This window comes from Duncaniella sp. (genome assembly GCF_029056165.1).
Lineage (GTDB): Bacteria > Bacteroidota > Bacteroidia > Bacteroidales > Muribaculaceae > Duncaniella.
The window spans coordinates 112,596-135,687 of record NZ_JAIDBW010000037.1 but is presented as its reverse complement, the minus strand read 5'-3'; the positions used below and the strand labels follow the sequence as shown (position 1 = coordinate 135,687).

Below are 23,092 nucleotides of genomic sequence, written 5' to 3'. Positions count from 1 at the left end.
TAACCGATGAAAGCCTTTATGCGTCTCTGCCTTGCGGGCATCTTCATTCTGATTGCCTCCATGACCGGAAGCCATGCGCAGATCGTCACCGTCACTAATGACAAAATCGACAACGACAGTGTGCGACGGGCGTTTGACGATGGCCCGTATTTCGGCCTCTACAAGGACAATTACTTCATATTCGGCTGTCCGGTGGGCCAACGTATCACACGCGAGAACTCCAACCTCAAATTCCAGATCTCGATCTCCCAACGCCTCACCCGAAGCACCCTTCCCTTAGGGACATACCTCTACCTTTTCTACACTCAGAAATGCTTCTGGAACGTACTGGAGGATTCCTTCCCCATGACAGACCTAAATTTCAATCCCGGTATCGGTCTCACCAAACCTCTGTTCGTCAAGGGACGCTATGTCGGTAAGGTAAGCCTGATCGCCGAACATGAATCAAACGGACGCGACGGCGCGGCATCACGGTCATGGAACCGAATAAGCATCGCGGGAAGCATAATGATCGACCCGCAGCTTCTCGTCCACAGCAAGATCTGGCTACCGATCGTCGATGGATCGGAAAACCGCGACATTCTCGACTATTGCGGCATATATCAGATCGGCACAGCATTCAACTCGCCGAGCGGGCGCATGGGTCTGGCTGTCAATCTCGTCAAGCGCAAAGGCTGGAATCTGAACTACAACACTACCGTTGAATTCAACTACCGCATATTCCCGCGCGACAACCAGTATCTCTTCGTCCAGTATTACAACGGCTACGGAGAAGGTCTGCTCGCCTACCGTGAATTTCATTCCACCATCCGTGTCGGGTTCGTCATCAAACCCCAGCGGTTCAGCGAGTACTAAAGCTGTCAGTAATTTCCTCGTGCAATAAAAGCCGGATACCGCATCCACGCAGTATCCGGCTTTCCCTATAATTTATCCGGCTGTAATAATGTCTCGAAAGTTTTTATTCTTCCTTGCGGAGCACCTTGAGAGCTGCATCGTAGTCAGGCTCATTGGTGATTTCCTCTACGAGATCACGGAAGATCACGCGACGGTTCTCGTCAAGCACAAGGACACAACGGGTGAGCAGACCTGCAAGAGGACCATCCACGAGCTGCACGCCATACTTCTGACCGAAGAGGGGTGAACGGAAAGCAGAACCGAAAAGTACGTTCTTGATATTCTCGATGGTGCAGAAACGGCCCATAGCGAAAGGAAGGTCCATGGACACGCAGATAACCACTACGTCATCCAGCTTCGCAGCCTCCTCGTTGAAACGGCGGACACTGCGTGCGCAGACTTCTGTGTCAAGGCTGGGGAAGATATTGAGGACTACACGCTTACCTGCGAAATCAGTGCAGATGAGCTGTGAAAGATCAGCTCCGGCAAGATGGAAGCAGGGAGCGGTTTCACCAATCGAGGGGACGGTGCCGTAGGTGTGACACGGCTGACCTTTAAAAAATACGGTTTCCATAAAATATATCTGTTTTTTAGTTTTCTTTATCTGATTTTCAGGATCTATGGCCACAGGTGCAGGTTAATCCACAAGAGCCATCGTTTGTAAAACAACATTACCCAGCTCGTTGTTGAATCCGAGCACAACATTTTTTACTTTTCCTTTACTATCGGCCATAATCACGACCGGAAGTGAGGCCGCACCGCAGTCTCTGGCAAGCGATTTTCCGTTCATGAGCAGATGTTCGCCCGGACGGATAGCACTCACCACGCCCTCGATGGCATCGATGTTGGTTGAGTTGAACACCCATATAACATCGGTCTGTGACGGGAGACGATCCACTGCATCGCGGACCGCACTCACAAGCTCGACATTGAAACCGGCAGTCGGATCAAGCAGTGCGATCACCGTCGGAGAGGCGAAACTGTCGCCGCGATGATACGTGTAACGTTCACCTGTCGTTGTCGGGAGCGAGAATGTCGGGAGTTGCGTTCCGGCAAGGTTCTCTATACGGAAATTGTTTTCCCTGTACTTCTCGAACACCTCCGGATAGCTTTCTGTCAGAGCTGTTTCGCTGAGTTCGGGGCAGTGCATTTCAGCCGGGTAACGGTAAGTCACAAGCATTGACTGTTCGGTGATCTGACCGGGATTGCTCTCAGTGTCGATACGCAGGGGAAGCATGCTGGACGCATCGAAGAAGAAACGCTTCTCCATGGCGGTGACATCACTGACCTTCATGACCGACTTGATCTCAATGGCCTTACGTCCGTCGAACATTGCGTTAGGATTAACGCTTACGGTGTAGAGCGAATCCTTATCCATAGCCATAAGCTCCTGCGCGATAAAGGCCGGATAGAGATCCGTGAACTGCGCTGAAGCCTGCACACCGGCAGAGTTGCCTCGCGGCATGAAGGGTATCGAATCCCATTCGGTGTGATATTCCTGCAGACGCTCGTTGCGGTAACGGTAATGATGTCCGTCGAAATAGGCCGAAAAACCCTTGACAGGTCCTGAAGGAGTGTCGAGAGTCCACTCGGTGACATAGCCGCATGGCGAGAGTCTGTCGCCGACAGTCGGAGCTGACGACAGCTTTACATTATAGACCACATCGCTCTCGCTCTGGGGGAGCGAGACGCTGAAACTCGCATCAGCTTCGTAGCAGCCTGTCTTTTCCAGACCTGCCACAACGTCAGCAATCCCTTGAGCCGACAAGCCCAAGGGACCTAACGCTGCTAACACCATTAACAATCTTGATTTCCCTTTCATAAAACAATAGTTGACGTATATCCTATTAACGTCAACTTCACGAAATCAGTTCACGACAATCGTGAAATATTTCTATTTCAGTATCAAAACCTGAATCTGCAGCCGCCGGGCTTAAATTTTTCCATCCAAGGGATGTGCAATCCGATTTATTTTGTAAATTTGCGGATTATGAAGTTAGTAATCCAACGAGTCAGAGAGGCATCGGTCAGCATCGGGGGAGAATTGCACAGCTCCATCGGCCCCGGACTGATGATACTTGTCGGTGTTGCCGAAGGTGATACCGCTGACGATGTGCGCTGGCTTGCTGCCAAAGCCGTGGCCATGCGCATCTTTTCCGATGACGAAGGCGTCATGAACCGCTCGCTTGCCGACGTAGGCGGCGAGATGCTTGCCGTAAGTCAGTTCACCCTCTGCGCATCCACCAAGAAAGGCAACCGTCCCAGCTACATCCACGCTGCAGGTCATGATCTCGCAATCCCGCTCTATGAGATGTTCTGTACGGAATGTGGCATTCTGATGGGTAAAGAGGTGAAGAAAGGTGTTTTCGGAGCGGATATGCAGGTTGCTCTCGTGAACGACGGCCCTGTGACCATTGTTATAGATTCCAGATCAAGAACCTGAACTTATGAATCCAGCCCCCACTCCTGATGACTCTATTTCACTCCGTTCGCTACAGGCGACGGTGGATGAATGGATACGCACAATCGGCGTGCGTTACTTCTCCCCCCTCACAAATATGGCCATCCTCGCCGAAGAGACGGGCGAAGTGGCACGGATCATGGCACGACTCTACGGTGACCAGTCGTTCAAGAAGGGTGAGAACCCAGACGCCCTTGCCGACGAGCTCGCGGATCTGCTGTGGGTGCTGACAGCCATCGCCAACCAGACAGGTGTGGATCTGACCGAAGCGTTCCGACGCAATATGGAGAAGAAGACCAAGCGCGACGCCACCCGCCACGCCTCGAATCCGAAGCTGCACTACGAAGAGTGAGCCTCAGTTGAGCATTCAGGATAAATCCAGACTACTAACCAACCCTAAACTATAAAACCAAACAAAAAATAATCATCATGGATAAATACCAGCAAGTCATTTCCGAAAGCCACGTGACAACTTCGGATTCCGAAGTCGCTGCCAAAGTCAACGAAATTCTTGAAAAGCATCTCGACGAGAACAACAAACTCGAAGTGCTGAAAAAAATATTCAACTCTATTGATCTCACCACGCTCAAATCAACTGATTCACAGCGTTCGGTAGCGGATTTCACCGAAAAGGTAAACGCGTTTGCCCACGAGCATGCCGATCTGCCCAACGTGGCCGCGATCTGCGTCTATCCCAACTTCGTTCCTATGGTCCGCACGGTGCTTGAATGTTCCGATGTCGATATCGCATCCGTGGCAGGATGTTTCCCCTCTGCACAGAGCTTCATTGAGGTAAAAATCGCAGAGGTGGGTCTGGCAGTTGAAGCAGGAGCTGACGAGATCGACGTTGTGATCGACCTCGGTGACTTCTTTGACAAGGATTATGAGGAAGTGTGCGACCAGCTCTCAGAAATGAAGCATTCATGCCGCAGCTCACTCATGAAGGTCATCCTTGAAACCGGCGCGCTCAAGACAGCCGAGAATATCCGTAACGCATCGATACTCGCCATGTACTCCGGAGCGGACTTCATCAAGACATCTACCGGTAAGGAATATGAGGGCGCATCACTCGAAGCGGCCTACATCATGTGTGAATGCATCAAGGAATATTACGAAAAGACCGGACGCATGGTAGGCTTCAAGGCTGCCGGAGGCGTGTCAACTACCGAAGAGGCACTCAAATACTACACAATCGTCAAGACTGTCCTCGGCGACAAGTGGGTTGAGACCAACGAATATTTCCGAATCGGAGCGTCACGTCTGGCCAACGCCGTCCTCTCCGACATTCTCGGTGAGGAGACCAAATTCTTCTGATCCCCACCCTGATCGACAGGACGTTTTTTCGTTAATGACTGTTCCGACAGTGTCAATGCCACACATGTACTCATGTACCTGAAATAAGTATGTGTCGGTGTGTCAAAAAATAAATCGGTTGCAGGGCTTGCGTTCGCGCTGGCCGGATTCCAACTGCTGCGACAAGTATTTAAGCTTGTATTACAGCCAGTGCGAACGCAAGCCCTGCAACCGGAAATTTATTAATTTTGACACATCCTCATTTTCATGATAGAATTACAATAATCACTCAAAAAAACTCTCCGAATTTCACCGATGAAATACTGGATCATAATAAACAGTGTACAGAAAGGTCCACTGACACTCGACGAAGTCGCCGCGACTCCCGGTCTCACTCCGTCAACCCCTGTGTGGCATGAAGGTCTCAGCGACTGGTCAACCGCTGGCTCTATCCCTGAAATCGCTGCCATAATTTCAGGAATGAACGGTAATGCAGAAGTCGATTCCGACAATCAACCGTCGTTCACCGGAAACCGGTCAGACAGAACCTACGCAAATCCTTATGCAAACAATACCTACAATCCCAACCAGCAGTACGGACAGAATCCCTACGGACAGTTCTACGGGCAGAATCCGAACCAGTATGGATTCAATAATGGCAATGACCGTCCGCCTATGCCCGACAATTATCTCATCTGGGCCATACTCGCCACCATCTGCTGCTGTATCCCCACGGGTATCGTAGCCATAATCTATGCCGCCAAAGTATCTCCGGCATATTACAGAGGTGACTACATGGCATCGCTCGACGCATCGTCAAAAGCCCAGCTATGGGTCATCATCTCATTTGTAGCAGGACTGATCTGGGCCCCGTTCTCCATGCTGTTCAGCAGCCTCTTCTAATCCACACCTGACTGCCGATGATCCGTGAGCCTTTCTGCGCCTCCAACCGTCAACTCCTCCTCATCATAGCGGTCATCATTGCTGCAGGGCTACTTGCACTTTACTTCTTCGCAGAACCATCGTCGGGACTATACCCACGTTGTGCCTTCAAGATGCTTACCGGTTTATCCTGTCCCGGATGCGGTTCGCAGAGGGCTGTCCACGCCCTGCTCCACGGTGATCTTGGAAGTGCGTTTGCCTATAATGCACTCTTCATCATCGAAATTCCCTTGATAGGGCTCCTGCTCCTCTCAAGGATTCCAAGACTGCGTGGAAGCCGCCTCCAACGCATACTTTCGGCCCGCGTCTTCATCCTCTCCATTCTCTTCACCATCATTATCTGGACTATTGTCCGCAACATTTTCGACGTATGAATCAGATGCCATCGCGCCAACTCACACTCAGAGTAGTGCTTTTCATAATTGTAGTTGCTGTCACCGTCTATTTCCTGCCTCGTTCCGCCGAGAATCATTACACTTTTGAGGAAGGACGTCCGTGGAGCTACTCCCTTCTGACCGCACCGTTCGACATCCCCATCCACCTTGACTCCGTCAGTGCCATGAAGGTGAAGGACAGTATTGACAAGCATTTCGAACCCGTGTTTGTCCGCGATGCCATAGCTGAAAAAACCATAATCTCCGACTACACAACCCGCCTCAACTCCGCTGCCGGCCTGAACATCACCCCTGATCAACGTAACCAGATCATAAAGGAGATCCGAAAGGTGTATGAAAACGGTATCGTCGATCGTGAGACCTATACCAAGATCCATTCCGGCAAACTCCCGGCCGTGAGATTCCTGCACGACAATGTGGCCATCAGTATCCCGACATCAGGATTCCTGTCGGCATTCCGTGCCTACGAGCATCTTGACAGCGTGTTGGATAACCGTGATATCCGTCAGGCAATATCTGCCACGAAACTGTCCCAGACACTTCACCCCAACATCATGCTGGACACCATCACATCTCAGAGGTTGCTGAATGAGGCATATCAGAAGGCCATGGCTCCCATAGGCGTGATACAGCAGGGTGAACGTATCATCGACAAGGGCGACATCGTTACCTCCCGTCTCGCGACAGTGCTCCGTACATACGAGGAGATTTCCAACGAGCGCGGCAAAGGAACAATCTCGCAACACTACTACCCGATAGCCGGACAGATGCTCTACATGCTCATCCTCTACGGCTGTCTCTATGCCTACCTCTATATATTCCGTCCGGATTATTTCAAGGATGACCGCACGATGGTGTTCATCATCAGCCTGATCGGACTATTCACACTGTTTGCCTTCGCCATGCAGGCCACGTTCATCAACGGTTACTACATCACTCCCTTCACAGCTGTCCCGATCCTGATTCTTATCTTCCTCGACTCGCGCACGGCCTATTTCTGCCACCTCATCCTCGTGCTCATCTGCGCCATAACCTCATCATTCGCGCTTGAGTTCATCTTCCTGCAATTCATTGCAGGTGTTGTCGCCATCGACTCACTCAAAGACCTGACACGCCGCGGACAGCTCATACGGACGGCGGCACTCATATTCCTTGCCTACGCACTGTCCTACGTGGCTATGGAAGTCATGCTTTCCGGCTCGCTCGCAAAGACAGAAGGCAGGGTGTTCGGCTGCTTTGCCATCAACGCCATCCTCATCTCGTTCAGCTACGTCCTCATGTTCCTTTTGGAGAGAGTGTATGGCTTCACTTCGCGTGTAACACTCGTGGAGCTATCCGATATCAACAACCCGCTTCTGCGCGAACTTTCAGAGGAATGTCCGGGCACATTCAACCACTCCATGGCCGTGAGTAACCTTGCATCGGCCGCCGCAAGCCGTATCGGTGCCAACGTGCAGCTCGTAAGGACCGGAGCACTCTATCACGATATAGGCAAGATCAAAAATCCGGCATTCTACACCGAGAATCAGCACGGAGTCAATCCACACGATGCCCTTGATCCAATCCAGAGTGCAAGAATCATCACGGGGCATGTGACCGAAGGACTTGCGCTTGCCGAAAAAGCAAAGCTTCCGAAAATGATACGTCAGTTCATAGCAGAGCATCATGGCGCAGGCATGGCCCGCTATTTCTACAACACATATTGCAACGCCCATCCCGATGAGACGGTCGATCAGGCCTCATTCAGCTATCCCGGACCTAATCCGCAGTCCAAGGAAACCTCGCTGCTGATGATGGCGGACGCGATCGAGGCCGCCTCACGCTCCATGCCGGACCACTCTCCGGAGGCAATCAACAATCTTGTCAATAAGATCATTGATTCACAGATAGCCGACGGTCTGCACAACGAGTCACCGATATCCTTCAGGGATGTAAGCACGATCAAAGAGGTGTTCACACAGCGTCTGCGCACCATGTACCATTCACGCATATCCTATCCGGAATTGAAGAAACCAACATCCAAGGAATCCTGAGAGTCCGGAGAGAAATATCTTACACAAACAGTAATACCGTCATTATTTTTTCATTTTTCAACTATGCTCCGTAGCTTCCTTATTTCGCTTACGGCCATGGCACTTCCCGCTATGGCCTACACCCCAATCACCCTACCCGTGATTCCCCCAGATCCTGAAATTGAAAAGAAAGTCAGAAACACTCTCTCGGAAATGACTCTCGAAGAGAAAATCGGACAAATGACCCAACTGCAACTCGACGTCATCGGCAAGACCGGCCCTGACGGACAGTTCAGGCTCATCAAGGAGAAAGTCGATACGATATTCGGTGTGTATAAAGTTGGTTCGATCCTCAACACCCCCTCCTCCCACTGTCTGGATGCGCAGGAATGGAACGAACTAATCCCGCAGATTCAGGAAGCATCGATGAAACACATCGGCATCCCCTGCATCTATGGCCTTGACCAGAACCACGGCACGACCTACACCAACGGCGGTACGCTCTTCCCACAGAACATCAACGTGGCCGCTTCATTCGACACCGGTCTATGCCGGACTGCCGCGGAAATCACAGCCTACGAGACCCGTGCGAGTGACTGTCCGTGGACTTTCTCCCCCACCCTTGACCTCGCACGTGATCCGCGCTGGCCACGCTTCTGGGAAAACTATGGCGAAGATCCCCTCGTGAACGCCCTCATGGGCGGTGCAGCTGTCAGAGGTTTCCAAGGTGACAATCCCAATCATATCGACCGCAATCACATAGCTGTATCCGTCAAGCATTTCTTGGGCTACGGCGTCCCTTATTCCGGAAAAGACCGCACGCCGGCCTACATTTCCATCTCGGACCTGCGCGAAAAGCATTTTGCCCCTCACCTCGAAGCTATTAAGAACGGAGCTCTGACCATTATGGTCAATTCGGCATCAGTCAATGGCACGCCCGTACATGCCGATCCTATACTGCTGACCCAATGGCTCAAGAATGATCTACAGTGGGACGGTATGATCGTGACAGACTGGGCTGACATCAACAATCTTTACACACGCGAAAAGGTGGCAAAGGACAAGAAGGATGCCATCCGCATAGCCATAAATGCAGGTATCGACATGGCAATGGAGCCTTACAGCGTTGATTACTGCACTATTCTGCGGGAGCTTGTGAATGAAGGAAGTATCCCCATGAGCCGTATCGATGATGCAGTTTCACGTGTGTTGCGCCTGAAATACCGTCTCGGCCTGTTCGAACATCCCAACACCACTCTCAAGGATCATCCGGAATTTGCATCCGACAAATTCCGTCAGGCTGCTCTCGATGGGGCTGCGGAGACAATGGTCCTGCTGAAAAATGATGATAACATCCTCCCAATAGCTCCCGGCACACGCTTACTCGTCACCGGCCCGACCGCCAATTCCATGCGCTCACTGAACGGAGGCTGGTCATACACTTGGCAGGGGCATCTGTCCGATGTCTATGCCAAGGATTACAATACCATCCTTGAAGCTCTCAATGAGAAGTTCGGTGCCGGAAACGTGAATTATGTCCCGACCGTGACATTCAGCGAAAAGGGATCATATCAGGATGAGATTGTGGAGGATTTCGACAATGCCGTGAAAGCCGCTGTCGATGCTGATGTCATCGTGGCGTGTATCGGAGAAAATTCCTATTGCGAGAGTCCGGGCAACCTGACCGACCTCCATCTGTCGGCTAACCAACGCGACATGGTCAAGGCTCTCGCAAAGACAGGCAAACCCATCGTGCTTATCGTCAACGAAGGCCGTCCGCGCATCATCGCCGACATAGAGCCTCTTGCCAAAGGTATCATCGATATCCTCCTGCCCGGCAACTTCGGTGGCGACGCGCTTGCAGGACTCTTGGCCGGAGAGCGCAACTTCTCGGCGAAACTACCGTTCACCTATCCACGCGAGATCAACTCACTCGTCACGTATGACTACAAGGTGAGTGAGGAAGTCGGTAAAATGGAAGGTGTCTATGACTATGACGCGCGTGTCAATGTCCAGTGGCCTTTCGGTTACGGAAAAAGCTATACTACTTTTGAATACTCCGATCTCAAGGTCAACAAGAAGGAGTTCTCGCCATCCGACATCCTGACGGTGAGCGTCAACGTAACCAACACCGGTGAGCGCGACGGCAAGGAAGCTGTACTGCTGTTCTCATCGGACCTCGTGGCATCAGTCGTCCCTGACAACAAGCGTCTGCGCGGATTCAGCAAAATCGCTCTCATGCCCGGTGAGACCCGTACTGTAAGCTTTACGCTCCCGGCTTCCGACCTCGCGTTTGTCAATTCATGGGGCAAATGGACTCTCGAAGAAGGCGATTTCACCCTCAAAATCGCTAACCTGTCACAGACAATCCACTGTACATCGACCTATACTTGGGAGCAACCGAATATCTGAGATACGTTGGAGGGATAATCATTGATACTTTTCCCTCTTAATATTGTGATCGACCCCTCTTATAGCTTAAAAACGTCTATTATTCATACAATTTTCATTATTATTAAACGTTTTTTAATTAGGTCATCTCTATATACCATCACGGACAATGTCATTAAAAATGTATGAAGTACTTGTGCTTGCTACTTCCCGCCACACACATGGCGGGATTTCTTCCGTGGTCATGGCTCATGAGAGTTCAAAGGAATGGGAAAAGACCGGATGTAAATGGATTGCGACCCATCGTAGCGGATCGAAATTTACAAAATTTCTATATCTCCTTAGCGGATTGTCCAAATATATCTTCTATCTTCCCAGCTGCGATATAGTACATATACACATTGGAGAAGCACCTTCGGCAAGAAGGAAAAGCATATTCATGCGTCTGGCCAAGCTGTCGGGAAAGAAAACGATTGTCCATTTCCATGCCTTTGACACAGCTTCGACTATCGAAGGGTCATATAAGGACGTATATAGAAAACTCTTTGAGGATGCAGACCATGTGATCGTCCTCTCGGATATGTGGAAAGAAAACGTCTGCAAAGTGTTCGACATAAGGGATAAAATTCATGTCCTGTACAATCCATGTCCGGCTCTCCCAAAAGACAGCCACTATACCGCAAAACAGAAATTCATCCTGTCGGCAGGCGTGATCAGTCCGCGTAAGGGCTATCATGACCTGATAAGAGCCTTTGCAAAAATCGCTCACAAATACCCAGACTGGAAAATCGTGTTTGCCGGCAGCGGTGAGATCGGAAAAGGGAAAGAAATAGCGAAACAACTCGGTATAGAGGCGCAAGTGGAATTTCCCGGATGGGTTTCAGGAGAGAAGAAACATTCATTGTTCAGCTCAGCATCGATATTCTGTCTGCCAAGCTATGCCGAAGGTTTCCCGATGGCAGTGCTTGATGCATGGGCTTACGGTCTTCCAGTGGTCGCAACTCCTGTCGGCGGCCTTCCGGATATTGTCCATGATGAGGATGATGTGCTGCTTTTCACACCCGGTGATACGACGAGACTTTCCGAACAGCTTGAAAGACTGATCACTGATGACAAACTAAGAGTAAGGATCGAGAAATCCTCTCAAAAATTCGCGGAGAATCAGTTCAACATCGAATCAATCGGTAAAAGACTTGGCAAAATATATTCGGATCTGCTACATCAGAGGACATAGAAAATTCACTTCTGACATTTAAGTCAGACATAGCATAAAACCAATCAACTTTTTTTGAATATACCATATTTATTATGAGTAAAATACTTGTTACCGGCGGTTGTGGTATGATAGGCAGCAACCTTGTCAAACGTCTTGTAAAAGAAGGTCATGAAGTCACAGTCATCGATAATCTGTGGCGCGGGAAACTTGAATACCTGAACGATGAATCAGGCAAACCGGTAATAAATCAGGATACACATTTTTTCAATATCGATCTTTCGACCAGTAGCGATGAACTTGACAATATCATAAGTGAAAATGAATATGTTATCCATCTTGCTGATATTGTCGCCGGCATCAATTATGTGTTCAGCAACCAAGGGGAACTGTTCCGCCAGAACAACCTCATCAACACTAATGTCTTTAATTCAGTGCGTAAAGCAGGTAAAGATCGGATCAAGGGGTTGATCTATGTCGGCACCGCTTGCAGCTATCCGCTGACACGTCAAAATTCGCTTGATGTGATTCCATTGCGTGAAGATGAATTGTTTCCGGCTCTTCCGGAATCCGCTTACGGCTGGAGCAAACTCATGGGACAACTTGAGATCGGTTATCTCGAAAAAGAGACTGGCATCCCGTGCTGTACACTCCAGTTCCACAACGTATATGGTTCGCCCTGCGATTTCGGAGAGCGGAGTCAGGTTATCCCCGCACTAATCCGAAAGGCAATAAATTATCCGGCGGAGGATTTCGTTGTCTGGGGCAGCGGTAAACAGGGACGAGCGTTCCTGCATGTGAATGATGTTGTCGAAGCCCTAATGCTGGCTCTTGAGAAAGGTTGGGGACACGGATGGATACAGATAGGGCCTTCGGTCTGCACCTCTATCGCTGAAATCGCTGAAACAGTGGTCAAGATCAGCAATAAGGACATCACTCCCTTCTTCGACATCACCAAACCGGAAGGGGACAAGGCCCGCAGCGCGGACTACAGCAAAGCGCGTGAAATCCTCGGCTGGGAGCCACGTGTTAGCCTCGAAGATGGTCTGCGACAGCAATACAAATGGATTGAAAACGCAATTGCAAAAGAAAAAGCTAATGGTCGAGGATAAAAAATATTTCAACGTGCGAATCGAGTTTGACCGCGACAAGCTCGACCGTACAATCTTCAAAGCGATCGAAGACGGCACACCGGGCTACAGTTGCTCGGTGGAGTCGAATAATCTCACTGTTGCCAATAAGAATCCGGAATTCCTCAAGGTGCTGAACGGGGCTCTCGTCAACAACTGCGACGGCAGCGTACTTGCAAAGATACTCGGACGCATCCACCATGAACCGATCGACAGCTACATAGGAGCAGACATATTTCTGAAATATATCAGTATGAGACGCTTCAGGCAATTCTTCCTCGGCAATACCGAGGAGGTACTGGCCGGGCTGAAAAAGAATCTTACGAAAATCGATCCTAAGATCAAGGACATGAGATTTGAGACCTTACCATTCCGTGCGGTAGAGGACTTCGATTACCAAGGCATAGCCGACATGATCAATGCGGACAATCCCGATATAATATGGGTGAGTCTCGGCGCACCAAAACAAGAGATGTTCATGGCAAGGCTGAAACCATTTCTGAAAAGGGGGATAATGTTCGGCTATGGAGCAATATTCAATTTCAACGCAGGAGTCGGGGATGTCAAGCGTGCTCCGAAATGGATGCTCAAACTACGTCTTGAATGGCTCCACCGCGCATTAGAGCAGCCCAAGAAAAACATACCCCGCTACTGGAATTTTATCAAAATTCTGCCAAGGCTTGTTAAAGAGGAACGCCGCAAAGTTGCGCTCATTGATCAGAGATAGCAAGAACGGCAATCCGTATGCATCATGAGCATCACAGCGGCTCTAGTTAAGGAATCCGCATTTTAATGACTTGAAAATCTCCGGCATTTCAAAACATTTTGGACTTTTTGTAGAAAATCATTAACTTTGCTCCCGCATATCTCAGTGTTTTTTATCTATTATCATGAGTAAGGAAGACGTAACCCACCGGGGAGTCATCGAGAAAGTGGAAAACGGCTATCTCGCCATCCGCACGGAAGACGACTGCAAGTGTGACGGCTGCGCGGTCATGGCCCTGTGTAACACCAAGGAAGGCAGCAAGCCAGAACTCATCACTATCGACACTCCTGAGGCCAATAACTTTTCTATCGGCGAAAAAGTGGAGGTCACCGCGACATCCGCCTCAACCCTCCGCGCCACATGGTGGGCTCTGATCCTGCCCACCCTCATATTCGGAGGAGTGATCGTCGGGCTTCGTCTCGGTGTCCCGTCGCTCGGCGGATGGTCCATCGCCTGCGGAGCTGCCGCCCTCGGTCTCTATGACCTCTTCCTCTACCGTAACCGGAAACGGTTCGCACAGAAAATTAGTTGGAAAATAAGAAAAATATGAAGTTTTAAATTATTACCATGAATATTATAGTAACTTCCATCATTGTCCTTGGAATTATCGGAATTGTAGGTGCATCCGTGCTCTACATCGTAGCCAAGCGTTTTCATGTACATGAAGATCCCCGTATCGATCAAGTAGAAGCCCTCCTGCCCGGTGCTAACTGCGGTGGTTGCGGACGAAGCGGTTGCCGTGACTTCGCGGCGGCATGTGTGTGTGCCGATACTCTTGACGGTCTTGCATGTCCGGCCTCAGGTAGCGCGATCATGAAGAAGATCGGTGAGATCGTCGGTCTCACGGCTGCTGAAACCAAGCCTAAAATCGCAGTCATCAAGTGTAACGGCACCTGTGACCTGCGTCCCCGTCTCGCCCGTTTCGAGGGTGCCCCGACATGCGCGGTGCTCGCTTCACTCGGTTCAGGCGAATCAGCATGTCCCAACGGATGTCTCGGCTGTGGCGACTGCGTGGAGGCTTGTCCCTACGGCGCAATGAAGATGAACCTTGAGACCGGTCTCCCCGAAGTCATCGAGGACAAGTGTGTGGGCTGCGGCGCATGTGTCAAAGCTTGTCCCCGCTCCATCATCGAACTCCGCAACAAAGGTCCGCGCGGCATGAGGGTGTATGTAGCCTGCTCCAACAAGGAGAAGGGCGCAGTGGCCATGAAGGCATGTAAGGTAGCATGTATCGGCTGCTCGAAATGTCTCAAGGAATGCACACACGATGCAATCACCATCGCAAACAATCTCTCGTATATCGACTATGAGAAGTGCAAACTTTGCCGCAAGTGTGTCGATGTTTGTCCCACCCACGCAATCCATGCCGTGAACTTCCCCGTCAAGAAAGCTCCGGCCAAAGAAACAGTCGAAGAAACAGCCTGAAATCAAAAGTCATGAAACTACATACCTTTAAAATCGGCGGAGTCCACCCCGCTGAAAACAAAATTGCCGCAGGCAAGCCCATCGAAAATCTTCCTCTCCCTGAGGAAGTAGTTCTTCCGGTGTCACAGCACATCGGTGCCCCTGCAACACCTATCGTCAAGAAAGGCGACAAGGTGAAGCGTGGTGACCGTGTGGCCGATGCAGGAGGTTTCGTCTCCGCTCCCGTCCACACTCCCATTTCAGGAACAGTTGTCAAAATTGATGTGGCCCGTACTCCGCAAGGAATGCCCGTGCAGGCTATCTACATAAAGAGCGACGAAGAAGATCGCGCTGCCGACGCAGAAGCTATCGCTAAAGGTGGCAAACCCGTCCGCAGTGAGGCCGAGCTCGCCGCGCTTGAAGGCAAAGCCATCATAGATATCATCAAGAATGCCGGTATCGTCGGTCTCGGCGGTGCCACCTTCCCCACACATGTCAAACTCTCGCCCCCTCCCGGTTCGAAAGCAGAAATCGTGATCATAAATGCGGCTGAATGCGAGCCGTGCCTCTCATGCGACGATATGCTTATGCGCGAGAATCCGGTGCAGATCGTCAAGGGCGTAGAGCTGCTCATGCGTGCGGCCGGTGTAAACCGTGGCGTCATAGCTATCGAAAACAACAAGCCTGAAGCTATCGAGGCTCTCACAAAGGCTGCATCCAAGGTTGCAGGTCTCGAAGTGATGCCGATGATGGTAAAATACCCGCAGGGCGGTGAGAAGCAGCTCATTGAAGCTGTCATCGGCAAGGAAGTTCCCTCCGGCGGACTCCCTATCGCTACCGGTGCCATTGTCCAGAACGTCGCCACCGCCTATGCCGTATATCGCGCTGTAGTCCTCGGCGAGCCTCTGATGGATCGCGTACTCACCATCCATGACGGTGAGACAGGCCGAAATCTCCGTGTGGCTCTCGGCACTATCCTCGCCACTCTCGTTGATGGTAAGGAATACGAGAAAATCATCCTTGGTGGCCCGATGATGGGACGTACGGCCTCTACCCTCCAGACTCCGATGATCAAGGGTACGTCAGGCATACTTCTCGATAGCCGCTACGCTCACCGCCGTCCTGCAGAGAACTGCATCCGTTGCGGCAAGTGCGTCGAAGCCTGTCCGATGGGTCTCGAACCGTTCCTCATCAGCACATTGTCCCGTCTCCATGAATGGGACGATGCCGAGCAGAACAAGATTGCCAACTGTATCGAATGCGGCTCATGCAGCTACATCTGTCCTGCATCACGTCCGCTCGTCGATTACATCCGTCTCGGAAAAGGCAAGGTCATGGCCGCCATGCGAGCCCGCGCCGCAGCTGCGAAAGCTTAACACAAGCATACTGATTCCATCAGCGACACGAATAAAAATATGCCGGATGCCTCCATCCGGCATATTTTTTATTACTGGCAAATGATTCTTTAACGAAAACTTTGACCGGCGAGCCGATAAATTTCAAGGATTTTACTTAAATTTGCACTCGCGTAATACTTAACACGTTAAACCAAACACTCACAGATATATGACCCATATTTCCGATCGCGTGCAGTCGCTGGCTCCTTCAGCCACCCTCGCAATGTCACAGAAAAGCAATGAGCTGAAGGCTCAGGGCGTAGATGTCATCAACCTTTCAGTCGGCGAACCCGACTTCGAGACCCCCCATCACATCAAGGAGGCTGCGAAAAAGGCAATTGACGACAACTTCACATTCTATACCCCTGTCCCCGGCTACATGTCGCTCCGCAAAGCCGTGTCAGAAAAGCTTTCAAAAGAAAACGGCGTGACATTCGCTCCCGAACAGATTGTGGTGTCAAACGGTGCCAAGCAGGCTCTCTGCAACGTGATCCTCGCCGCCATCAACCCCGGTGACGAAGTGATCATCCCTATGCCCGCATGGGTGAGCTATGTCGAGATGGTGAAACTGGCCGGAGGCAAGACCGTCGAGGTTCTCGCCGACATAAACCAAGATTTCAAGATCACTCCCTCACAGCTCGAAGCGGCCATCACTCCCGCAACCCGCATGATCCTGCTCTGCTCGCCCTCCAACCCGACTGGCAGCATCTACTCACGCGAAGAGCTCCAAGGTCTCGTCAATGTGCTTGCTAAGCACCCCGACATCATGGTCCTCGCCGATGAGATCTATGAGCACATCAACTTTACAGGCTCATTCACCTCGCTCGCATCATTCCCGGAAATCGCTGACCGCACCATCATCATCAACGGTGTCTCAAAGGCATACGCCATGACCGGATGGCGCATCGGTTACTGTGCCGCTCCCCAGTGGCTCGCAAAGGCTGTCACCAAGCTTCAGGGTCAATATACCTCAAACGCTTCTTCTATCGCACAGAAAGCAGCCGAAGCCGCCTATACCGGCCCGCAGGATTGCATCGCCGAGATGAACAAGGCTTTTGAACGCCGCCGCGATCTCGTGGTCGATCTCGCCTCAAAGATCCCCGGCCTCAAAGTCAATCGTCCGCAGGGTGCCTTCTATCTCTTCCCGGAAGTCAGCGCATATATCGGCAAGACTACTCCCGAAGGCAAAACTATCGGCTGCTCGGCTGACCTCGCCATGTATCTCCTTGAAAAAGGCCATGTGGCAACCGTTGACGGTGGAGCATTCGGCATGGAAGGCTACATCCGCCTGAGCTACGCCACATCTGACGACAATCTCCGCGAAGCTCTCCGCCGCATTGCCGATACCCTCGCCACACTCAAATAACCACAGTCACCAATCACGTAAAATACCGGAAACGATCTCACCGGACGACATGTCAAAATCAAATGGAATTACGCTTCCGGACAAACATAAAGACAAATGGATTTCATTGAAGAACTCACTTGGCGCGGCATGATCCACACCGTCATGCCCGGCACAGACGAACAGCTCAAAAAAGGCATGACCACTGCCTATCTCGGCATCGACCCGACGGCCGACAGCCTCCACATCGGTCACCTCTGCGGAGTCATGATGCTCCGTCACTTCCAGCGTTGCGGCCACAAGCCGTTGGCACTCGTGGGAGGTGCTACAGGCATGATCGGTGACCCTTCAGGCAAAAGTGCAGAGCGTAACCTCCTCGATGAGGAAACCCTCCGCCACAACCAAGAGGCAATCAAAAAGCAGCTGTCGAAATTCCTTGACTTCGAAAGCGATGCCCCCAACAAAGCCGAAATGGTCAACAACTATGACTGGACCAAGGATGTGACCTTCCTTGATTTCGCCCGTGAAATCGGCAAGCACATCACCGTCAACTATATGATGGCAAAGGATTCTGTCCAGAAACGTCTCAACGGCGAGGCCCGTGATGGTCTGAGCTTCACTGAATTCACCTATCAGCTTCTCCAAGGCTTCGACTTCTATACGCTCTACAAGGACAAGAACTGCAAGCTTCAGCTTGGAGGTTCTGACCAGTGGGGCAACATCACCACCGGTACCGAACTCATCCGCCGTAAACTCGGTGGCGAGGCTTACGCCCTCACATGCCCCCTCATCACAAAGGCTGACGGAGGCAAGTTCGGCAAGACCGAAAGTGGTAACGTATGGCTTGATCCGCGCTACACTTCACCTTACAAATTCTATCAGTTCTGGCTCAATGTCAGCGATGCCGACGCCGAGAAGTATCTGAAGATCTTCACTGCCCTAACCAAGGAGGATATCGACGCTCTCATCGAGGAGCACGCCAAAGATCCGGGGCAGCGTCCCATGCAGAAGCGTCTCGCCAAGGAGGTCACCACGATGGTTCACTCAGCTGAGGACTACGAAGCAGCAGTCGAAGCATCTCAGATCCTCTTCAGTAACAAAGCCGGCGATATCCTTCACAAGATAGACGAAGCAACACTCCTCGCGGTGATGGAAGGCGTACCTCAATTCGAGATTTCACGCTCGGCCATCAATGAAGGCGTCAAACTTGTAGATCTTCTTACAGACATCGCTCCCGTATTCCCCTCAAAGGGCGAGATGCGCAAGCTGGTTCAGGGTGGCGGTGTGAGCATCAACAAGGAGAAGATCTCCGATCCTTACGCACCCGCGACTACCGATATGCTGCTCAACGATAAATACATTCTCGTGCAGCGCGGCAAGAAAAACTACTATCTGCTCCGCGTGACGGACTGATCAAGGAATCTTAAAAATAGATGTTCAGCTTCTGAAATCAGAAGCCGAACATCTATTTTTTTGTTTTATAAGGAGGGACATCCTCACAGGCAATCCCCTCAAATAGTCCATCAAGCTTATAGGAAATATCTCCCTCACCAGTCGATGCTCCACAAGTATCTGCAAGTTTATTAAAAGCTCTTATCAGAGACCGACCTATCGCCCAAGCCATATTGACCGGAACAGCATTACCAATCTGCTTATATTGCGCTGTAAGATTCCCTGCAAAGAACCAATCATCCGGGAAAGTCTGGATTCTTGCATATTCCCTGACAGTCAATGGACGAGACTCTAATGGATGACACCGTTCTGTCTGTTTTTGGGCAGGCGCGCAAGTCAAAGTCAAACTTGGTTCATCCATTGATAGACGACGTGCCATACCCGTCTTACCTCCCCCGAGATTATAACTTCCCTTCATATAGTCCTTAGCCACATCCTCAGGCAAATCCCTCCAATCCCCACCTTCGGGAACTAAATCCATAACCTTACGTTTTGATTCAGGATAAGTTTGTCCTTGTGACACAGGTACATCACATTCAAACAGTTCACCCTTACAAAACGCATCTCGCAGGGTTCTTATCTCAGGTGCTACATCTGGCCATTCAAAGACAAAATCTTTTTCCAAGTCTTTTCGCACCGCTATAAGGATCAAGCGTTCCCGTTTTTGTGGCACATCATACTGGATAGCTCTTAAAACATGGGGAGCATAGAGTGAATAACCTAAGTCATCTATGACGTTTCTAATGACACGCATAGTATTTCCATTATCATGTTCAAGAAGCCCTTTCACATTCTCACACATGAAAACCTTAGGTTGTATTTCCCTAACAGCACGAGCAAGTTCAAAGAACAGTGTGCCGCGTGCCTCATCAAAACCTAATCTTTTGCCGGCATACGAAAAAGCCTGACATGGGAATCCTCCGGACAGAAAATCGACCTTACCGTTCAACGGTGAGAAATCTATATCATGGATATCACCCTCAACCACATTCCAATCGGGACGGTTCTTACGCAAGGTCTCACATGCATTATGGTCAAATTCATTTAAAAGCACATGCTTAAAACCGGCTTTCTCCATACCTAAAGCCAGACCTCCCCCACCTGCGAAAAGTTCAACAGACGAGAAGCAGCCATTTGGTGAAGAAAGTTTTTCTTCATTCCATCTGGTTGATTGCATTGCCGCAATTTCAGGTATATCAGTCAGCTCGTCCAGATAAAAAAAACGTTTATCATCCACACCATAATGAACTGGATATTTACCTTTTCTAATCCAGCTCTCAACCGTTGAGCGAGAACAGCCTACTAAATCTGCAAGATTATTTATGGATATTGTACGTCTGTTCACGATGCACCTCCTTCCATCAGATCATTGAAACCCTCATAGGACGAAAAAGCGAGTAGATATAAAGCTGTCAGCAGATCCGAATGCTCACGGGTCAGTTCTGCATAAACCGTATTATTCAATGACAATTGCTCATTATCACGTACGACATCCTCTATGATACGAGGCAATGCTGAACATAACTTATAGAAAGCCTTTGGATCACCGAAAACAATTTCATAGAATTTATCCATCGAAATCCGTCTTATGCACTTATGCGAACGTGAAACCTTATCCAGTGACACTTTCCAAGGTATATCCTTCGATCTTTTGGCAATAACTTCCACCAAATAGCAAGTAGCCTGATCATCATCCAATAACTTTCCCTGCATCTTCATATAGGTCTTTGCACCTGAAGCAGAGTTCATGGTATTATGCTTATTCTTTAATTCAGCATAGATATGAAGTTGGTCATTTTCAACATCGAACCCTTCTTTAGGTACAACCCAACCATTACCGGCATATTTGAAGATATTCTGATGGAAATATCCAATCCTATTCGTATTTGATTTATCAATCTGACGGAAACACTCATCTTCGATGGCCTGTTCAATTGTTTTACCATAGACCTTTGCATCGAACGTCAATTTAATCGGATCAACAATATTTTCATTAAACTGAGATAATGTTATCTCATGCCGATAGGATTCTACCGTTGCCTTTACATGGTCATATATAGCTTCATTCGATATGAAACCTAAATTATAATCATTCATTCGCTGGGATTCTTTTATGCAAATATAGCTATTATTTTGCACTTAGCGAAATCTACAACGTATTGTTCAAGAGTATTCGGAAGAGATCTTAAACAATAATTCTTTAATTGAACACGTTATACTGAATGATGAGTCACACTTTCCCCACATTTCTGCGCACATTTCTTTTGCTCGCGGTTCTCTTTGCATGGAGCTGCGGAGATGTCGTGTGTCAGAACCTCAACGACAAGCTGATGAACCGACCTTACGCTGACCTCCGTCGGTGGCATCTCGGTTTTTCCGTCGGAATCCACACTCAGGATTTCACTTTCACTCACAACGGTCTTGTCACCGAGACAGGTGAACAATGGTTCGTCGATCAGCCGTCGTTTCAACCCGGATTCTGTGTAAACGGCCTCATAGATTACCGTCTCGGAACTTACTTCAACCTCCGGTTCACACCCGGTATGTACTTCGGCAACCGCGACATAACGCTGCGCGAATACAATTCCGGACTCGAACATCGTCAGAACCTTAAATCGGCATTGATAGTACTCCCCTTCGACCTGAAATTTTCAAGTTTGCGCTACCGAAACTCCCGTCCCTACGTCACGGCAGGAGTAATGCCTACGTTCAACGTGTCAAAACAGTCCAACGACTATCTCCGCACCAAAACTTCGGACTTCTTCCTCACCTGTGGTTTCGGATGTGACTTCTATCTCCCCTATTTCAAATTCAATCCGGAGATTAAATTCTGCTTCGGGCTCGGCGACAGCCTCGTCCACGACCGTCCCGACATATCTGAGGAGCCTGACAAACTCGTCATCACCAACTCGCTCAAAAAAGCCGTCTCACGCATGGTGGTCCTAACCTTCTATTTCGAATGACACACGGAAAGCGCATATTTGATCTGACGGTTATACTCGCCGCCTTACTGCTGCTGACCGTCGTCCCGAAAACCAAAGCTCAGGGCGACGCCATGCTCACGCAGTATTGGGCCCTTCCCACCTATTACAACCCCGGAGCTGTCGGCGACACGGACTATCTCCGCATCCGTGGAGGCGCACGTCTGCAATGGGTAGGCATCGACAACGCTCCCCAAAGTTTCATAGCCGCCGCCGATATGCCATTCAAATTATTGAACCGGAAACTCGGCACAGGACTCGTCGTGCAGCAGGAATCCTACGGTCTTTTCCATAACTTCACACTTGACGCGCAGATCGCCTACAAGCTCAAGCTGCTTAAAGGTGTCCTCACCGTCGGTCTTGAAATCGGTCTCTACAATCAGCAGTTCAAAGGATCTGAAATCTATATCCCCGACGAGGACGGCTACCACGATTCGGCCGACGATGCGATCCCGATGCGCGACGTAGCCGGCAATTCCCTCGATCTCGGCTTAGGAGCGTTCTACGTCCACAAGAAATTCTGGGCCGGGGTCTCACTTCTCCACGCCAACAATCCGACGGTTAATTTCACCAGCGACAGCGAACTGTCATCGCGCGCCGGAGAGACCTCTGCGGGGAGCGGCACTTCCGAAATGTCACGAACATATCAGTTCACCGCCTCACGTACAGTTTATTTCATGGCCGGAAGCAATATTCCGGTAAAAAACACGTTATTTGAAGTGATACCGTCAGTCATGGTCCGCAGTGATTTCACTACCACTGACCTTCAGCTCACCGGACGTGTCCGCTACAACAAGCTGTTCACTGCAGGACTCGGTTACCGTCTCAACGACGCCCTGTCCATCATGCTTGGCGCAGAAATCAAAGGTATATTCATCGGCTACAGCTATGACTATCACCTTTCCGACATATCAAAAGCCTCGTCCGGCAGTCATGAACTCGTCGCGGGCTACAACCTTAAACTCGACTTCTCTGAGAAAAACCGCCACAAACACAAGAGCATACGCATAATGTAA

22 protein-coding genes are annotated in these 23,092 nt (G+C 50.1%); 18 read left to right on the top strand and 4 right to left on the bottom strand.

Annotated elements, in window-relative coordinates:
- Nucleotides 1-6: 6 nt before the first annotated feature.
- Entirely contained in the window at nucleotides 7-855 is an 849-nt protein-coding gene (locus K2G41_RS09285; protein WP_300117577.1) for a phospholipase A, read from the top strand.
- Nucleotides 856-958: 103 nt separating this feature from the next.
- On the opposite strand, the gene tpx is transcribed toward K2G41_RS09285, so the two are convergent.
- The gene (tpx, locus tag K2G41_RS09280) at nucleotides 959-1,468 is read right to left on the bottom strand and encodes a thiol peroxidase (protein WP_300117576.1); all 510 of its coding nucleotides are present in this window, start codon (nucleotides 1,466-1,468) and stop codon (nucleotides 959-961) included.
- A 63-nt stretch (nucleotides 1,469-1,531) separates the two neighbouring features.
- Nucleotides 1,532-2,716 carry a hypothetical protein gene (locus K2G41_RS09275; protein ID WP_300117575.1) on the bottom strand — a complete coding sequence of 395 codons (1,185 nt, stop codon included), beginning with the start codon at nucleotides 2,714-2,716 and terminating at the stop codon, nucleotides 1,532-1,534.
- Between the two features lie 168 nt (nucleotides 2,717-2,884).
- Between K2G41_RS09275 and dtd the strand changes: the two genes are divergently transcribed.
- The 15 genes from dtd to tyrS all read left to right on the top strand — a co-directional run bounded on the left by dtd (nucleotide 2,885) and on the right by tyrS (nucleotide 19,056).
- On the top strand, nucleotides 2,885-3,337 hold the full coding sequence (dtd, locus tag K2G41_RS09270; RefSeq protein ID WP_300117574.1) for a D-aminoacyl-tRNA deacylase: 453 nt from the start codon (nucleotides 2,885-2,887) through the stop codon (nucleotides 3,335-3,337).
- 34 nt (nucleotides 3,338-3,371) lie between these two features.
- Nucleotides 3,372-3,707: a nucleotide pyrophosphohydrolase gene (locus K2G41_RS09265; protein WP_300117585.1), complete on the top strand. Its 336-nt coding sequence runs from the start codon at nucleotides 3,372-3,374 to the stop codon at nucleotides 3,705-3,707.
- A gap of 77 nt (nucleotides 3,708-3,784) precedes the next feature.
- The gene (deoC, locus tag K2G41_RS09260) at nucleotides 3,785-4,669 is read left to right on the top strand and encodes a deoxyribose-phosphate aldolase (RefSeq protein WP_300117573.1); all 885 of its coding nucleotides are present in this window, start codon (nucleotides 3,785-3,787) and stop codon (nucleotides 4,667-4,669) included.
- 294 nt (nucleotides 4,670-4,963) lie between these two features.
- A complete protein-coding gene (locus tag K2G41_RS09255; RefSeq protein ID WP_300117572.1) occupies nucleotides 4,964-5,551 on the top strand; it encodes a CD225/dispanin family protein in 588 nt (195 codons plus the stop codon).
- Nucleotides 5,552-5,568: 17 nt separating this feature from the next.
- A complete protein-coding gene (locus K2G41_RS09250) occupies nucleotides 5,569-5,964 on the top strand; it encodes a DUF2752 domain-containing protein (protein ID WP_300117571.1) in 396 nt (131 codons plus the stop codon).
- Nucleotides 5,961-8,018: an HDIG domain-containing metalloprotein gene (locus tag K2G41_RS09245; protein ID WP_300117570.1), complete on the top strand. Its 2,058-nt coding sequence runs from the start codon at nucleotides 5,961-5,963 to the stop codon at nucleotides 8,016-8,018. The genes K2G41_RS09250 and K2G41_RS09245 overlap by 4 nt, the downstream gene beginning before the upstream one ends.
- Nucleotides 8,019-8,114: 96 nt before the next feature.
- Nucleotides 8,115-10,409, top strand: coding sequence for a glycoside hydrolase family 3 N-terminal domain-containing protein (locus K2G41_RS09240; protein ID WP_300117584.1), 2,295 nt, complete (start codon nucleotides 8,115-8,117; stop codon nucleotides 10,407-10,409).
- 160 nt (nucleotides 10,410-10,569) lie between these two features.
- Nucleotides 10,570-11,622 (top strand): glycosyltransferase family 4 protein, encoded by a 1,053-nt coding sequence (locus K2G41_RS09235; RefSeq protein ID WP_300117569.1) that lies wholly within the window; start codon nucleotides 10,570-10,572, stop codon nucleotides 11,620-11,622.
- Between the two features lie 74 nt (nucleotides 11,623-11,696).
- Nucleotides 11,697-12,713 carry an NAD-dependent epimerase/dehydratase family protein gene (locus tag K2G41_RS09230; RefSeq protein WP_300117567.1) on the top strand — a complete coding sequence of 339 codons (1,017 nt, stop codon included), beginning with the start codon at nucleotides 11,697-11,699 and terminating at the stop codon, nucleotides 12,711-12,713.
- A complete protein-coding gene (locus K2G41_RS09225) occupies nucleotides 12,700-13,458 on the top strand; it encodes a WecB/TagA/CpsF family glycosyltransferase (protein ID WP_300117565.1) in 759 nt (252 codons plus the stop codon). The genes K2G41_RS09230 and K2G41_RS09225 overlap by 14 nt, the downstream gene beginning before the upstream one ends.
- A 163-nt stretch (nucleotides 13,459-13,621) precedes the next feature.
- Nucleotides 13,622-14,047, top strand: a complete 426-nt coding sequence (locus tag K2G41_RS09220; RefSeq protein ID WP_300117563.1) for a SoxR reducing system RseC family protein — start codon at nucleotides 13,622-13,624, stop codon at nucleotides 14,045-14,047.
- A gap of 17 nt (nucleotides 14,048-14,064) precedes the next feature.
- Complete coding sequence (locus K2G41_RS09215) at nucleotides 14,065-14,922, top strand: RnfABCDGE type electron transport complex subunit B (RefSeq protein ID WP_300117561.1); 858 nt, start codon at nucleotides 14,065-14,067, stop codon at nucleotides 14,920-14,922.
- An 11-nt stretch (nucleotides 14,923-14,933) separates the two neighbouring features.
- On the top strand, nucleotides 14,934-16,277 hold the full coding sequence (rsxC, locus tag K2G41_RS09210) for an electron transport complex subunit RsxC (RefSeq protein ID WP_300117559.1): 1,344 nt from the start codon (nucleotides 14,934-14,936) through the stop codon (nucleotides 16,275-16,277).
- Nucleotides 16,278-16,467: 190 nt separating this feature from the next.
- Complete coding sequence (locus tag K2G41_RS09205) at nucleotides 16,468-17,664, top strand: pyridoxal phosphate-dependent aminotransferase (RefSeq protein WP_300117557.1); 1,197 nt, start codon at nucleotides 16,468-16,470, stop codon at nucleotides 17,662-17,664.
- Between the two features lie 96 nt (nucleotides 17,665-17,760).
- The gene (gene tyrS / locus K2G41_RS09200) at nucleotides 17,761-19,056 is read left to right on the top strand and encodes a tyrosine--tRNA ligase (RefSeq protein ID WP_300117554.1); all 1,296 of its coding nucleotides are present in this window, start codon (nucleotides 17,761-17,763) and stop codon (nucleotides 19,054-19,056) included.
- 52 nt (nucleotides 19,057-19,108) lie between these two features.
- Here tyrS and dcm read toward each other — a convergent pair whose 3' ends face one another.
- Together dcm and K2G41_RS09190 are read right to left on the bottom strand one after the other, a co-directional pair.
- A complete protein-coding gene (dcm, locus tag K2G41_RS09195; protein ID WP_300117552.1) occupies nucleotides 19,109-20,440 on the bottom strand; it encodes a DNA (cytosine-5-)-methyltransferase in 1,332 nt (443 codons plus the stop codon).
- Nucleotides 20,437-21,192 (bottom strand): Eco47II family restriction endonuclease, encoded by a 756-nt coding sequence (locus tag K2G41_RS09190; RefSeq protein WP_300117551.1) that lies wholly within the window; start codon nucleotides 21,190-21,192, stop codon nucleotides 20,437-20,439. The genes dcm and K2G41_RS09190 overlap by 4 nt, the downstream gene beginning before the upstream one ends.
- 125 nt (nucleotides 21,193-21,317) lie before the next feature.
- On the opposite strand from K2G41_RS09190, the gene K2G41_RS09185 reads away from it, so the two are divergent.
- On the top strand, nucleotides 21,318-22,058 hold the full coding sequence (locus tag K2G41_RS09185; protein WP_300117549.1) for a porin family protein: 741 nt from the start codon (nucleotides 21,318-21,320) through the stop codon (nucleotides 22,056-22,058).
- Nucleotides 22,055-23,092 carry a type IX secretion system membrane protein PorP/SprF gene (locus K2G41_RS09180; RefSeq protein ID WP_300117547.1) on the top strand — a complete coding sequence of 346 codons (1,038 nt, stop codon included), beginning with the start codon at nucleotides 22,055-22,057 and terminating at the stop codon, nucleotides 23,090-23,092. The genes K2G41_RS09185 and K2G41_RS09180 overlap by 4 nt, the downstream gene beginning before the upstream one ends.

Excerpts from the sequence above, each read along its gene's own strand:
- K2G41_RS09220 (WP_300117563.1), top strand. The coding sequence starts at position 13,622 with ATGAGTAAGGAAGACGTAACCCACCGGGGAGTCATCGAGAAAGTGGAA.
- K2G41_RS09225 (WP_300117565.1), top strand. The coding sequence starts at position 12,700 with ATGGTCGAGGATAAAAAATATTTCAACGTGCGAATCGAGTTTGACCGC.
- tyrS (WP_300117554.1), top strand. The coding sequence starts at position 17,761 with ATGGATTTCATTGAAGAACTCACTTGGCGCGGCATGATCCACACCGTC.
- K2G41_RS09180 (WP_300117547.1), top strand. The coding sequence starts at position 22,055 with ATGACACACGGAAAGCGCATATTTGATCTGACGGTTATACTCGCCGCC.
- K2G41_RS09215 (WP_300117561.1), top strand. The coding sequence starts at position 14,065 with ATGAATATTATAGTAACTTCCATCATTGTCCTTGGAATTATCGGAATT.
- K2G41_RS09245 (WP_300117570.1), top strand. The coding sequence starts at position 5,961 with ATGAATCAGATGCCATCGCGCCAACTCACACTCAGAGTAGTGCTTTTC.
- K2G41_RS09230 (WP_300117567.1), top strand. The coding sequence starts at position 11,697 with ATGAGTAAAATACTTGTTACCGGCGGTTGTGGTATGATAGGCAGCAAC.
- K2G41_RS09235 (WP_300117569.1), top strand. The coding sequence starts at position 10,570 with ATGTATGAAGTACTTGTGCTTGCTACTTCCCGCCACACACATGGCGGG.
- rsxC (WP_300117559.1), top strand. The coding sequence starts at position 14,934 with ATGAAACTACATACCTTTAAAATCGGCGGAGTCCACCCCGCTGAAAAC.
- deoC (WP_300117573.1), top strand. The coding sequence starts at position 3,785 with ATGGATAAATACCAGCAAGTCATTTCCGAAAGCCACGTGACAACTTCG.
- K2G41_RS09185 (WP_300117549.1), top strand. The coding sequence starts at position 21,318 with ATGATGAGTCACACTTTCCCCACATTTCTGCGCACATTTCTTTTGCTC.
- K2G41_RS09255 (WP_300117572.1), top strand. The coding sequence starts at position 4,964 with ATGAAATACTGGATCATAATAAACAGTGTACAGAAAGGTCCACTGACA.
- tpx (WP_300117576.1), bottom strand. The coding sequence starts at position 1,468 with ATGGAAACCGTATTTTTTAAAGGTCAGCCGTGTCACACCTACGGCACC.
- dtd (WP_300117574.1), top strand. The coding sequence starts at position 2,885 with ATGAAGTTAGTAATCCAACGAGTCAGAGAGGCATCGGTCAGCATCGGG.
- K2G41_RS09205 (WP_300117557.1), top strand. The coding sequence starts at position 16,468 with ATGACCCATATTTCCGATCGCGTGCAGTCGCTGGCTCCTTCAGCCACC.
- K2G41_RS09275 (WP_300117575.1), bottom strand. The coding sequence starts at position 2,716 with ATGAAAGGGAAATCAAGATTGTTAATGGTGTTAGCAGCGTTAGGTCCC.
- K2G41_RS09240 (WP_300117584.1), top strand. The coding sequence starts at position 8,115 with ATGGCACTTCCCGCTATGGCCTACACCCCAATCACCCTACCCGTGATT.
- K2G41_RS09250 (WP_300117571.1), top strand. The coding sequence starts at position 5,569 with ATGATCCGTGAGCCTTTCTGCGCCTCCAACCGTCAACTCCTCCTCATC.
- K2G41_RS09285 (WP_300117577.1), top strand. The coding sequence starts at position 7 with ATGAAAGCCTTTATGCGTCTCTGCCTTGCGGGCATCTTCATTCTGATT.
- K2G41_RS09190 (WP_300117551.1), bottom strand. The coding sequence starts at position 21,192 with ATGAATGATTATAATTTAGGTTTCATATCGAATGAAGCTATATATGAC.